Annotated in this window: 11 protein-coding genes; all 11 read left to right on the forward strand. The window is 48.0% G+C overall.

Annotation, left to right across the window (positions count from 1 at the left end; translation table 11 throughout):
* The first annotated feature begins 28 nt into the window (after nt 1-28).
* The 11 genes from RsY01_RS08195 (at nt 29) to RsY01_RS08245 (ending at nt 14,216) form a co-directional block, all read left to right on the forward strand.
* Nucleotides 29-880: a WxL domain-containing protein gene (locus RsY01_RS08195; protein WP_094785072.1), complete on the forward strand. Its 852-nt coding sequence runs from the start codon at nt 29-31 to the stop codon at nt 878-880.
* A 206-nt stretch (nt 881-1,086) separates the two neighbouring features.
* The gene (locus RsY01_RS08200; protein WP_094785073.1) at nt 1,087-1,875 is read left to right on the forward strand and encodes a WxL domain-containing protein; all 789 of its coding nucleotides are present in this window, start codon (nt 1,087-1,089) and stop codon (nt 1,873-1,875) included.
* 54 nt (nt 1,876-1,929) lie between these two features.
* Nucleotides 1,930-2,682, forward strand: coding sequence for a WxL domain-containing protein (locus RsY01_RS08205; protein WP_238594964.1), 753 nt, complete (start codon nt 1,930-1,932; stop codon nt 2,680-2,682).
* Between the two features lie 108 nt (nt 2,683-2,790).
* On the forward strand, nt 2,791-3,546 hold the full coding sequence (locus RsY01_RS08210) for a WxL domain-containing protein (RefSeq protein WP_238594965.1): 756 nt from the start codon (nt 2,791-2,793) through the stop codon (nt 3,544-3,546).
* Nucleotides 3,547-3,605: 59 nt separating this feature from the next.
* Nucleotides 3,606-8,663 carry a beta strand repeat-containing protein gene (locus tag RsY01_RS08215; RefSeq protein WP_238594966.1) on the forward strand — a complete coding sequence of 1,686 codons (5,058 nt, stop codon included), beginning with the start codon at nt 3,606-3,608 and terminating at the stop codon, nt 8,661-8,663.
* A gap of 120 nt (nt 8,664-8,783) precedes the next feature.
* Nucleotides 8,784-9,935, forward strand: a complete 1,152-nt coding sequence (locus RsY01_RS08220; RefSeq protein WP_094785075.1) for a WxLIP family cell surface protein — start codon at nt 8,784-8,786, stop codon at nt 9,933-9,935.
* 549 nt (nt 9,936-10,484) lie between these two features.
* Nucleotides 10,485-10,805 (forward strand): EF2685/EF0750 family sortase-dependent surface protein, encoded by a 321-nt coding sequence (locus RsY01_RS08225; protein WP_094785076.1) that lies wholly within the window; start codon nt 10,485-10,487, stop codon nt 10,803-10,805.
* A 62-nt stretch (nt 10,806-10,867) separates the two neighbouring features.
* A complete protein-coding gene (locus RsY01_RS08230; RefSeq protein ID WP_094785166.1) occupies nt 10,868-11,713 on the forward strand; it encodes a WxL domain-containing protein in 846 nt (281 codons plus the stop codon).
* A 33-nt stretch (nt 11,714-11,746) separates the two neighbouring features.
* Nucleotides 11,747-12,538: a WxL domain-containing protein gene (locus RsY01_RS08235; protein ID WP_094785077.1), complete on the forward strand. Its 792-nt coding sequence runs from the start codon at nt 11,747-11,749 to the stop codon at nt 12,536-12,538.
* Between the two features lie 115 nt (nt 12,539-12,653).
* Nucleotides 12,654-13,412, forward strand: coding sequence for a WxL domain-containing protein (locus RsY01_RS08240; RefSeq protein ID WP_094785078.1), 759 nt, complete (start codon nt 12,654-12,656; stop codon nt 13,410-13,412).
* A 48-nt stretch (nt 13,413-13,460) separates the two neighbouring features.
* The gene (locus tag RsY01_RS08245) at nt 13,461-14,216 is read left to right on the forward strand and encodes a WxL domain-containing protein (RefSeq protein ID WP_094785079.1); all 756 of its coding nucleotides are present in this window, start codon (nt 13,461-13,463) and stop codon (nt 14,214-14,216) included.
* The last annotated feature ends 8 nt before the right edge of the window (nt 14,217-14,224 follow it).

Genomic DNA, 14,224 nt, shown 5'->3' on the forward strand with positions numbered 1-14,224 from the left:
GGAGTCAAATCGTAGAAGGAGAACTAGGATGAACAAACCCATACTGAAAGCCTCAACATTGCTGGCAACCCTCTTGATTTCAGGCGCAGCGTTAAGTGCGATTGTCAGCGCAACGACGATTGGTGGCGACTACACCTCAAGTGCCAACCTAACCCTAGAAGCTGGCGAGGGACCCACAACGCCCCTTGATCCAGAAAATCCAGACGACCCCATCACACCAGAAATCCCTGGGACAGGCGGTGAAGGTGGCAATCTGACTGTTGACTATGGCTCTACCCTTTTCTTTGGGAAGCAGAGCATTTCCTCACAGGCAGCGACCTATTATGCTCACCCAGATTTGGTTAGGGATTCAGGCAGTCATGTGAAAGCGGTACCGCTCTATGCGCAAGTCACAGACCAGTCAGGAGAATTAGCGGGATGGACTTTGACCTTGACCCAAGCTGCGCAGTTGCATCTGGGGTCAGGTAGCGATACTGATCCAGGCTATGCCCTGAACGGCGCTACCATTAACTTTAGTGGTGGGACGATTGTTGGTGGTTATGGTTTAGAAGATGGCGTGCCAAGTACTTTTGTCGAGTCTGGAACATTAATCCCTGGTCATGCAGTCCAGCTCGTAGGTGCAGGCAATGGCGAAGGTGCCGGCACTTGGCTCTATCACTTTGGCGCGATAGGCGATTATGATACAAGCGCAGTCAATACGGCAGATACATCAGACCACACAGGCAAAGCCACAAAATCACCGATTACCCTAACTATTCCAGCAGGCGTGGTACAAAAAGCCGCAGCTTACTCAACAGAACTCTACTGGAGTTTGCAAGCTGTACCCGGTGGTGACTGGACAGGTGAGACAGACGCAAAGGATGTAATACCAGCGCCATAAGCCGTCTATCAAGATGATTAGAGCAGGTGTTGTCAAAGTGTCGTGACGCCATCACAAACTTTCGCAGTCAAATTAGTAAGCAATTTAGAAAACCTTTGAGCGGATGCAAGTTCTGCAAGTTCGCAAATGTCCCTGCTTGGCCGGCGCATAGCGTAGGTCAAGTTTCCAGATTTCACAGGACGTGAAATCGCAGAAAGGAGCAACTCATGAATAAACGACTCGTAACCTCAGCCTCAGTCTTGACTGCTGGTCTGATTCTCGCACCGATTTTTGCAACAACTGCTAGTGCCACTGATGTCGCCGCTTACACCTCAGGTGGTTATGTGAGCTTTGAAGCCGGTGGTACAGTGACACCAGTTGACCCGCTAAATCCACAGGACTTGATTACACCAACAGATCCTGATGGGACTGATCCAGATCCTGGGACAGCTGCACCGCTATCCATCGACTTTGCGTCAAGCTTGAGCTTTGGTAAGCAAGCCGTTTCAGGGATTAATGCGACCTACTATGCGCATGCCCAGTATATCAGTAAAGATAAAGATGGGACTGATGTTGATGAAACGCGACCTAACTATGTGCAAGTCACAGATAACCGTGGGACTCAGGCGGGGTGGACTTTGACTGTCGCTGAAGCAGCGCAATTTACATCGGATGATTCAGATGCTGCCGAATTGGACGGTGCACAACTCTTCTTCTATAAAGGTAGAGCGCTAGGTTCTAACAGTTACACGCCAAAATATGTGGCGACCAATGAACAAGAAATTTCAACCTCAGCGACTAAAATCATGGCTGCTGCCATTGCACAAGGGATGGGGACATGGGCCTACCGTTGGGGAGATAACAGCGATTATCAAGAAAATGGTGGGGGGCATCTCGCAATAGATGCCATCTCAACTAAGTCACCGATTACCCTGAAAGTTCCTGGCGGTGCTGCGATGGCTAAAGTCTATAAAACAGAACTTATCTGGACATTGAGCGATGTTCCAGAAACTTGAGCGGAGGTCAAGTTTCCAGATTTTACAAAGTAAAATCGCAGAAAGGAGGGTGCTGTGAAAACAAAAACTTTGTTAAGCCTGCCACTCATCCTGATGGTTCTGGGTTTAACGACACATACTGAGGCGGTAACGCATCAAACCTATGATTCGAAAGGCATTGTCGGCTTTAACGCTGGCAGCGGTCAGCAACTGCCGGTAGACCCTAATCGACCTGACCCGACCTTTCCGGTCACCCCTCAAAACCCAGATGGCTCAGTCCCTAGTCCCGGTGGCAACAGCGCGCTGACCATTGACTTCGCCTCCAGTTTGGATTTTGGCAGTCATGCGATTTCAAACCAAGACCAAACTTACACGGCAAAAGCTCAAGCCTATGTCAATGCGACAAACCTGACACCTAACTATGTCCAAGTGACGGACAGACGTGGCACATTTTCTGGCTGGGTCTTAAAGGTCGTTGAGCTGTCTCAGTTCACACAAGTAGCGACAGGACCACAGCAATATCCCGTATTGACAGGGGCTGCGATTTCATTGAGTAATCACACCCCTGTCTCGCACACGAGGCAAGCCGCACCACAAGCGCCAACCACTGCCCAAACCTTAATTCCGGGTGTGGAATCTCAAATCGCCCTCGCCACTTCAGGCGCGGGTGCAGGCACATGGGTTATCCGTTGGGGCGACCAAATCAATCTGACTTCGGATGGGCTCAGCCCAGATGTTACCTTATTTGTCCCAGGGGCGACACCCAAGGATGCGGCAGCTTATCAGACAACACTAAAATGGATATTGGCTGAATTGCCTACCAATTAATCGACTCTGAGCGAACCAATTTCGCGAATGCCCCCGCTTGCCCAGCACACCAGCACAGGTCAAGTTTTGGTAGATCACAGAAAGCGAAAGCGCAGAAAGGAGGTTATCGTGTCAAAAAAATCAGTAACTTATCGAACAGTTACGGCACTCGCAGGCTTAGCATTGACCATCCTACCGCAAGCCGCGCGTGCCACGACAACACAAACCTACGATTCAGACGGCTATGTCGCCTTTACCGCAGGGACTGATAGGACAGGTCCAGTGGATCCGCAAAATCCCACGGAAGCTGTCACCCCGGTCAATCCCTCAGGCACAACGCCTGAAGGGCCATCTATCGCCAATGCCAGTCTTACCATTGTCTATGCCTCAAGTTTTGACTTTGGGGCGCATCCGATCAGCAACCGCGCCGAAAGCTACAAGGCTGCGGCACAAGCTCTGAACGATGGCAGCACGCGAACCAACTACGTCCAAGTATCCGATAACCGCGGGACTTTCTCAGGCTGGCACTTGAAAGTCACCCTCACGGATTTTACAACCGCCGATACGGCGCTTCGCGCCAATGGTCATAGCACACTAGCAGGTGCAACTGTGACCCTTGGTGATGCAGCCATTCAGGGCGCTGCAACAGCTAATCCTGCAGATATTTATACCCCCTTAACTGTCTTGGTGCCAACGGTACAATCCCCAACGCTACTCGGGGCAACCGCAGGTCATGGCTCAGGCACCAATTTGCTAGATTTTGGCGGCACAGATGGGGCAAGCAAAGACACGGCAGTAACCCTATCCGTACCCGCAGGCGTTGCTGGGGCAGCGAGTTACACAGCAGATCTGACTTGGCAACTTGACGACACGCCCGTGAATTAAATCAATATAAAATTGCCGATGAAAATCGCAGCAAGCCTTTGAGCGGACGTAGTTCGCGAATGACCCCGCTTGGCAGTGCGCCAGAGACTGTCAAGTTTCAAGCTTTGCCGAAGGAAAATCGCAGAAAGGGAGATACCATGCAAAGAAAAAACAAATTTAAACTTGTGACTCTTGCAATGTTGTTGGCATTGCTCCCGTCGATGAACTTCGAGGCCATCTATCATGCCTATCGGATAGACCATGTTAAACCAGTGCCTGTCAGTCAGGTGCTATCCCCTCAAAAAGTAGGCGCTGAGTCACCTATCATAGAAAGGAGTCAAGTCCCAACGAGAACAGCCTTTAGTGGGCAATCCGTGACCCAACCCACTCGACCAAATCTGCCACAACGGGCAGTGGTTGATGCGACAGCACCTTCATCTTTTGGCTGGCAGCAGAGTATCAGCAGCTTAGCCTTACCAAGCAATCAGGTAACGGCAATACAAGATGGGATAGTTTTGGGGAGCTATCCTGCTACTGATGCTGGCGTGCAACAGGCCTTGTATGCGATGTATAGCGCAACAGGTGCTGCAACATCGGATTTTGTCCTTTACTTTGGCGGTAACACAGCTTTAAGTAACGCGACAGCTAAAGCGCCTGTTACAGCACCAACTGCTAGCAACATGACTTTTAGCACACTCGCAGGTCATGCCAAAAGTCTGACCTGGGTCTCTAATCCCGCAGATAATTTGGCAAGCTCTAACACAGGGCAGGCGTCAGGTACCAACTACACGGTTACTCTACCCACCAGCACCAATACTAATACCTACTTTGGTGTACCGACAGTCTTTCGTAATGTCACTGTATCGGCAGCTAGTAAAACAATCTATGCCCAAGGCAACGCCTTTGCGACAACGAATGGCTCTTGGGTAACAGGGGCGGTTAGCATTTATGGCGGGACAGATAGTACGGATATTACTGGCGATACCAATCTCTATATCGGCGCAACTGGTGATACAGCGGGTTGGAATATCTATGGTGGCAATGCGACTGGTGGCACGATTTCGGGTGATACCCATGTGACTGTCACACAAAAGACATCTAGTGCGACCTTTACGACCATCACTGGCGGTAACGCCGCAGGCGGTACGATTCAAGGCAATACCAACCTAGACATCAAAGGTGACATTAATGATAAAATCCTCAGTATTTTCGGAGGTGGGGTCGGTACATCAGCTTCCCCCGTCACAGTCAATGGTACGGTGACGACCTACGTGAGTTCAACCAACGCCAACGCTCGCTACCAACTCTACCAAGGCGGTGTTTGCTATGGGAATATCACAGGCTCTATCTACAACACCCTGACGGGTCTGGGTGGCTGGACAGGCAGCTCGACGAATGTGAATGGCACTAATGGGACATTTTCAAACTATAACGGAGGTTCCTACCGTGGCAATATCGGTACCTCAGGTGCCAGCAATGTCATCTCTAACAGTTACGACACCTCAGCCTTTACGATAGGTCAGGCGCTCTTTGTTGGTGCGAATGGTGGTACGGTACAAAGCTGGGGGGGAGCGACGAATACGACGACCTCAGCGCAAGGTCTTATCTATGCCAATATCACCAACTACATCAAGTCAGCCTTCTCAACCGGAACCGCAGGCGCAGTTTATGGTGTCGTTGGTGGCAATGGTCATGATTCCCTCAAAATTTCGCCAGCCCAGTGGGGCTTAGGCAGCGACGGTGGTTTGGATGTGACTGTTGGGGTGACACAGGCTAAGGCTTACGCCCAGATGTCAGCCAGTACTGTTGTCGCTAATGCTCAGACAATCACCAGCAATGCCATTTATGGTGACATCTATACCTGGATGCAATCAGGCGCCATGTCCACGGTAGGAGGTGGTGGCTATAGTGACTATACGAGCTTTTCTTATGGTGCCAGCTCTAACGGTTACCTCCAAGGGCAATCGGTGCTAGAGCTTGGCACCTCTAACGCAGATAATTCTGTTGGTGGTGCGGGCGTTGTCTATTGCACGGCAATGGATAGCACGAAAGAAGCGACCTTGATTGCCAAGGGGACTATTCCTTATAGTACAACAGATAAGAGTACAGGTAATGGTTCAGGATGGGATCTATGGGGCGGTGGCGGGACGGTATGGACATATAAGCAAGCTTTCTTGCAAAATGGTAATAGTTATCTTATCCACAATAATGATGTCTCACGTTGGACTTATGGCGGACAGTCTAACGGCAGTCAGATCGGTAACTCTTATAATATTCTCAATGGTGGCATTGTCGATACCTTAGAAGGCGGTGGTTATACTGGCACGACTAGATGGGGGTCAACCAATGCCCAAGTCAATATGGGGCAAGTCAACTGGTTCCTATCAGGTGGTTCATGGGGTGACCTCTACAATACGGGTAACGCCACCGTCAATGTCTACAACGGCACAATCAATGCCATTGCTGGCGGTAACTATGGTCAAGCAGGCAGTGAAACGATTGCCGGCAATTCGACGGTCAATGTCTATGGTGGCGACTTCTCAGGCACACCACGAGATGGGACGAAACAACTCTGCGGAGGCACATTCGCCGATAAAAGTGCTTATATTTTAGGGAATACCACTCTAAATCTGGATTTGATGGGGCCGACGGGAGCAACTTTTAAACTCCCAACAGGCACGAATCTATCAGGTGGAGGCGGCTATGGCAACAGTAATAATTACACTGGTTCAGGTGCTGCTAATAGCATCAATCTGAAGATTCACACCAATGCGTCCGCGGACACGCTCCTGAATGGCGCCGTTGTTTACGGCGATGGCACAACTGCCCCTGAACGTTCTAATGTTGGCACGATCAATCTCGACATTAACGGCGATGGCAATACCATCGGCTCAGTCCTTGCCACCAATTACACCGCCATGCCAACGTCAGGCGGTAAACGCTATAATACCAATATCAAAATTGGCGATGGGACGACGATTACGGGTACCGTTTCAGCGGGCAATCTTACTGATAATCTGACTGATGCCATCGCTGCCGCTTATCCTGATAAGCAAGCTGTCGTGACCCTAGGCGACAATAGTTCGCACAATCCCATTACCATTAATGGCTCACTGATTAATTTCAACAGTGCAGAAATCACCGCAGGGACGACGGTCAAGGTCGCAGGCTCCTTTAAAAACGGCGGGACAGCGACAACGGTAGGCAACCATGCAGCAACCTATTCAAAACATGGGACCATTCAGATAGATGAAAATGCGACACTTGCGGTGACGAGTGCGACCTCCCTCATCTCAGGCAGCAAACTTATCGTCTATCCAGATGCGACACTTTCGACCCCTTACATGCAGACAACGGGTGTCATCAATCTGTCAGACCTCGATATGACGACCAACAAGGGCAACCTTTTCTGGGAGCCGACAGGGACACCGCCTGCTAGTATTAACAATACCTATAGCGGCGCTTACTGGGGCACTCAAAAAGGCTTTCCAGTGCTGACCTTTAATGGAGGAGATAGCAACACAAAATCTGGAGCAGCCAGCATCACTCCGGGTAATTTCTCAGGTGTTGATACCAGCAATAATTATGCTTTCCTAGGCGATTATACGACAGCCTCACTGACATTGCCGACGAATCCAACTTGGATTGGCTACGTCATCCCTGGACAAATCCGTGTCTTTAATACGACTGGTTTGAACAGCACGACAGGTAACTGGCAGCATCATTTGTCAGGGGTGAGCACAGGGACCTCTGTCCCCAGTAACCCCATCTCATCTTGGGCATCTGTTGCTGCTAATACCGATGCCAGTACGATAAAACTCATGTACGTGATGAGCTATACCGATGTGTCAGTTGATCCCTTTACCTTTAGTAGTCAAACCCCAGCCTACATCAAGTCCCGAACGGCTTCTAGCTTTGACGGACGGACGCTGAATGCCTATCCGGCAACCAATCCCAACTTTGATGTCAATGATCCAAGCAATCAACCGGGGGCGACCCGAAAAGTTGTGACTCGCGACTACTTTGTTGGCGATCAGATAGGCGGTGGGAATGCAAGCGACACCTACGGTAGCTACATTATCCAAAATGTCGTTACCGACGATACCACATCCCTTAACGCAGGAGATTATATCCTCTCTACGACAGAAGCGACCTCGCTCACATCAGACACACTGCAAAGCATCTCTGGTCTGAGAGGTATCGGAGTCATGTCTGACCTCACTGCCACCAGTGGCGTGATGATGACGACAGATGCGGTTACAACCGCCATCAATGGTCTCGGCACAAGGGTGCAAAATCCGACATCAGCTGCGACCAACATTGCTGGAAAAGCCTATGCCCAAATGCCCGTGACTTGGCACTTGGGGGCAAGCGAAGCGGATACCAGTCTGGTCGTTGTACCAGCTGCGGCAGTCATCGCAAGCAATCATCAAACGGCACTCAATGCTTACGATGCTGGGATTTCTGATGATGCTGCCCATGACTTGAGCAATCAAACCGACTTGGACAATGGCTATACCTATGCGCGAGGTTTTCAGGCAGATGGTACAGTAGCAGCACCAACGCTTACTGCGCCAGCTGATTTGATTGCCAGTCTGCAGACTATCGGCTCTAGCGATGCCATCCTAGATGGCAATCATCGGATTACACCAGTGACCTATAGCTATGGTGGGTTGTCTAAAGATATCACGCTGAGCCTAACCTTTGGCTCACTCCGATTGACAGCACCAGCAAGCTATGATTTTGGCACCTTGATGGTTCAGCCAACACCTTTGCTTGCCTGGCCGCAAGCGTCAACGGCTGATGTGCAAGTGACCGATACGCGCCAAGGCGGCGATGTGCAACCTTGGTCTCTGACCGTTAAACAGTCAACAGACCTAGTAGGTGTCACTAATGGTAAAAATCTCAGCGACTATCTGCGCTTTAAGGATGGCGACAGCAGCCAAGCGATAACCACTGCAGCCTTGGAAGTCCATGTTCATAATCCAGCAACAGCTGGGACGTTCAACATCAGCGATACTTGGCAAGATAGTTCTGGAAAGGGTGGTGTCTACTTAAACATCCCCGTGCAGCACCAAGTCAAAGGTGTTTACCAAGGCGACATCACTTGGAATCTCAACGATGTCCCAACCAATTAAGCACACAACAAGTTTAACGTGTGATTTTGTCCTCAGCGCTTGGTTTTTGAGGACAACGGACTTATTTTATTGAAGAAGTGTTAAAAAGTATGCAATAGTAATGTAAAGGGAGAAGGGAATATGACAAAAATTAGAAAATGTTTAATGGTCATCGCAGCTATTTTTGCGATGGTGCTACTAGGGGGAATCGGACAAACGGTCAGTGCCAATGAGTTTAATTTCTCAGTGACACCCGTTCGCCCCGACAATCAAATCGGGAAAAGTAGTTATTTCAACCTACAAATGACGCCCGGGCAGTCACAAACCTTGACCGTGACAGTGAGCAATACGACAGAGAAAACCGTCGTGGTCGAGGCAGCCATTGCCAGTGCTACGACCAATATTAACGGCGTAGTCGAGTATTCACCCAACAAAATCAAGCAGGACAAGACCTTAACCTACAATCTGGCAAATCAGGCTAAAATCCCAGCGGAAATTACCCTGACGCCTAAGTCAACACAGCAAGTCAAGGTTGACGTGACCATGCCAAACGTGCCTTTCAGTGGCGTGATAGCGGGTGGCATTACCTTTAAAGAAAAAGACAGCGACGCCGACAAGGCGAAAGCCAAGGGCATCAGTATTCAAAATAAATACGCCTACGTCATCGCCCTACTCATGCAGCAAGACTCGACACGGGTCGCACCCAATTTGCAACTGACCAGCGCGGCACCGGGTCAGGTTAATTATCGCAATGTCATCAATGCCAATCTGCAAAATCCTAAGGCAGGCTATCTGAATCAAATGTACGTGCAAGCTACGGTTAAAGGCGTGAGCAACACGAGCTTAGTCTACACGGCAGATAAAGAAATGATGCAAATGGCACCGAACACGAATTTTGACTATCCGATTAGTATCGGAGAAGGCAAACGCATTGAGCCGGGTAAGTATCAGCTTACCATGACAGTCTACGGTCAAAAAGATGATAACGGTCAATACAGCTATCAAGATGCCCAAGGCAACACCCAAAAATTTGAATACAAATGGCAATTCACGCAAGATTTCACCATTTCAGGCGAAACCGCTCGGAAATTAAACGCCCGAGACGTGACCGTCCTCCCCGAACCTTGGTACCACAGCTGGATGATCTGGGCAGGCGCAGTCCTCGTCCTCCTAGCCCTTTTCTTCCTATTTTTCCTCCTAGGTAAACGCCGGAAAGATGACGAAGAAGAAAAAGACAGTGCTAAAAAACAAGCCAAAAAAGCTGACAAAAACTCAGAAAAAGTAGCAGGTTAATCTCATTTTAAGCTAAGAAAAGTAAGGCAGATCGACTTGTCTTGCTTTTTTTGCATAGTTAGCAACATCAATAAATCATTTAAAAATAATTATTTGGATAATTTTGATAGAAAGTGCTGAACAATTTGTGAAATAAAAAAGTGGTTATTTTAATCGTAAAAAACGACTAAAATCAAATAATAAAGCGTTTGTGACATCTCTATTTAAAATTAAGAAAACATGTCAGAGTTATATTTACGGAAGTCGTTTCTTTTTTTTTATTTAATATTGAAAAAATACAAGAATTGTGGTATTATTTGTGTGTAGATATTATATTTAACTTAGTTTATAAACAAAACGTTAAATTAAGTTGCGTACAAAATTAAAAAACCAAAACTGCCGTAGAATTTGACAAGGAGGGGGAGCCATGTTCAATTATTTAGCAGAAAAGCCAGATAAACAGCCCTGTTTTTATGACGACTCATAACCCTGATTTTCTAGGAAATCAAGTGATTTGTGTTTCATAAAAAATTGTCGATAGTCATCGCAAATTAAAAAAAGGGGGAAAGAATGAAAAAGCATACTTTACTGTTACTTCTTGTGCTTTTGCTCATCCCCGTGTCGACTGCGCGTGCAGATGATACGGCTTATCAAACGCAAGGAGAGGTTGGCTTTACAGGGACTTGGGAAACACCGAAACCCACAGAAAATCCAGAAGTGCCACTACCAGGAACTTGGCAAGCAGCCGCAACGCCTACCAGTCTTCCGAGAACGGGAGACAGCGTGACGGCTTCAATGGCGACGAGTGCTATTGGCATCTTGATTTTACTTCTCATCACTGTGTATAACAAGTTGAGAAGAAAGGGGGTGATGACAAGGGGGGAATCATGATAATGTTTGGAAACGTCATTTGAAAAATTTTTTAGATGGCGCGAATTCGAAAGGGGCAAACCATGAAAAAAATAACGCTAAAATCTTCAGCACTACTCGCAACGCTTTTAATCACAGGTTCAGTACTAGCACCCGCTGCAAGTGCGACAACGATTGGTGGCGATGCCACAACCAGTGCCAACCTGACGTTACAAGCAGGGACAGGACCCAATACGCCATTGGATCCAGATGATCCAGATAAGGAAGTTGATCCAATAGACGATCCGGTATTAGGGACGCCTGGTAACATCACTGTTGACTATGGGTCAACCTTCCAATTTGGGACCCAATTCATCTCAACACAAGAAGAAACCTACTATGCTCATCCAGACCTAGTTGTGGACAAACTAACGTCAACTACGAAAATTGTGCCACTTTATTCTCAGGTCACTGACCAATCAGGAGATTTAGCAGGTTGGACGTTGACTTTGACGCAGAAAGACGACTTGCATTTGGCAACGGGTACTTCTACAGACCCAGGCTATGCCCTGACAGGTGCGCAAATCAAATTCACAGGTGGGCAAATTGTCGGTGGGAATAACCTCACAACAGGTGCACCAACTAGTGTTGCTGCTTCTGGGACACTGACACCAGGTGTGGCAACTCAATTAGTAGCCGCAGGTGCCAACGAAGGTGCAGGGACTTGGCTCTATAAATTTGGTGGGGTGACTGACTATGATGCGTCTTCAGTAGATACCGCAACACCAACAGACAAATCAAAAATTGCCAGCCAATCACCGATTAGCCTAACTGTACCATCTGGTTTAATCCAAAAAGCAGCGTCTTATTCAACAGAACTCTACTGGAGTCTCCAAGCTGTACCGGGTAACACTTGGACGGGGAACTCAGGCGCCATCACTAAACCGTAAGGTAAAAAAGGATATTCATAAGGGGAGGAAACTATGGATAAACGATTATTAAAATCAGCCTCAGTCTTGACAGCCTGTCTCATTGCGGCACCAATCTTTTCGAGCTCTGCAAACGCTTTAAGTGTAGGCGGCGACACGACATCTAATGGCTATGTTAATTTTGAAGAAGGCAATAATGCCCAAATTACACCAGTCGATCCTTTGGCACCGACGATTCCCGTAGGGCCAACGAATCCAGATGGGACAACGCCATTGCCAGGAACAGGTGGTGCGTTATCAATTGACTTTGCGTCAAGTTTGAGCTTTGGGAAACAACAGATTTCATCTAATGATGCGACCTACTATGCACATGCGCAGTGGATTAGCAAAGATAAAGATGGCAATTCGGTTGACATCACGCGTCCTAACTATGTCCAAGTCAGCGATACCCGCGGAACTTGGGGAGGCTGGACGTTGACAGTCGCTGAAGCGGATCAATTTAAAAATGCAGCTGGTGACGAATTGGCAGGCGCAGAACTCGCCTTTGACAACGGCTACACAGACGGCACAACAACCGCAACACCAGGCTTTGTTAAGACGGGTAACTTTGTCATCGGCACTGCAGAAGTTAAACTCTTAGGTGCAGGTGTCAATGAAGGGATGGGAACTTGGGTCTACGGTCTCGGAGGGAATGCTGATTACGTTGAAAATGGTGGTGCCCATTTAGGCAATGATGATGTCTCTACCGCATCGCCAATTACGCTTAAAGTCGTTGCTGGTACCAATAAAGCAACAGCTTACACGACAGAACTCCAGTGGAAATTAACCAATACACCAGGGAATTAAGTCCTTGCTTAATCAATTGCGGACATCAGTTCGCGACTGACCCCGCTTGGACGTAACGCAAGCGGAGGTCAAGTTTCAAGATTTCATCAAATGAAATCGCAGAAAGGAGGGTGCTGTGAAAAAAACAACTTTGTTAAGTGTGCCACTCATCCTGATTTCATTGGGTTTAGCTGTTAAAGCTGACGCGACAACCACGCAATCCTCTACATCACAAGGCATTGTAGGCTTTAGCACAGGTGGTGGCACGCAGTCACCGGTAGACCCAAATCTACCAGATCCAACACTTCCCGTTACCCCACAAAATCCGGATGGGTCAACACCTAATCCGGGTGGAGATGGCCCGCTGACCATTGATTTTGCCTCAAGCTTTGATTTTGGAACGCATGATATTTCAAATCAAGATCAAACCTATGTCGCAAAAGCGCAACGTTACTTTAATTCGGGAGATTTAACGCCCAATTATGTGCAAGTAACAGATAGACGCGGAACATTTTCGGGTTGGGAGTTAAAAGTGATGGAACTGACCCAATTTACACAAATTTCGACAGGACCTCAGAAGTATCGAGAGCTTAAAGGGTCGACAATTTCTTTAAAAAATCCAATACCAGCCTCCCTGAATGGCGATAATGCGCCGAGTGCGCAAGCCATCCAGAGCTTGATTCCAGGTGTAGAAACACAGATTGCACTAGCGGTTTCAGGTAAGGGAGCAGGCACTTGGGTTGTTCGTTGGGGAAGTCAAGAGAATATCACGCAAGAGGGGTTGAATCCAGAGGTTACATTATTTGTGCCAGGAGCAACGCCGAAAGATGCGACAGCTTATCAAACCACATTAAATTGGATACTATCTGATTTACCAAAAAATACACCAGCTTAATGTCACGTGTAGATTGAAATAAGATGTATCATAAGAGAGGGAAATATTATGTCAAAATCATCAATCAAATATTTATCAGTAGCAACACTGGCTTTATTGGCGGCATCTATCGCGCCACTAGGTGCTAGTGCGCTCACGACACAAAACTATAACTCAAAAGGTACGACAACATTTACCGCAGGTACGGATACGACAGGGCCAGTAGACCCACAGGATCCAGACACACCAGTCACACCGACACCACCACCAGGGGTAACACCTGGTGGACCAACTATGCCAGATAATGGCTTGACCATTGTTTATGCGTCAAGTTTTGATTTTGGTAGTCATGCGGTAAGTAACCAAGCCGAAGTTTATAATGCGGCAGCTCAAAAATTGGACGATGGTACGACACGTACTAACTATATCCAAGTCGCAGATAACCGAGGCACTTTCTCAGGTTGGAATGTCAAAGTGACCATGACTGACTTTACGACGACAAACGCAGCGTTGATTGCCAATGGTCATGGCACACTGACAGGAGCTAAAGTGACGCTTGGTGATGCCGAAATTCAAGGTGATGGCACAGCAAATCCAGCAGACAGATTTGCGGCAACAACTACCTTGACGCCAGGCGTACAATCAGCAACGATTCTTGGTGCAACATCAGGACATGGTTCAGGGAATAACCTGCTTGATTTTGGTGGCAAAGCTGGTGCAACGAAAGATTCAGCAGTCAAATTGTCAGTTCCTGCAGGTGTCTCTGGGGCTGCGACTTATACAGCAGACTTTACTTGGATTCTTGATGATACACCAGCTAATTAAGATGACTC

The sequence above is a fragment of the Pseudolactococcus reticulitermitis genome, assembly GCF_002260845.1.
GTDB lineage: Bacteria > Bacillota > Bacilli > Lactobacillales > Streptococcaceae > Pseudolactococcus > Pseudolactococcus reticulitermitis.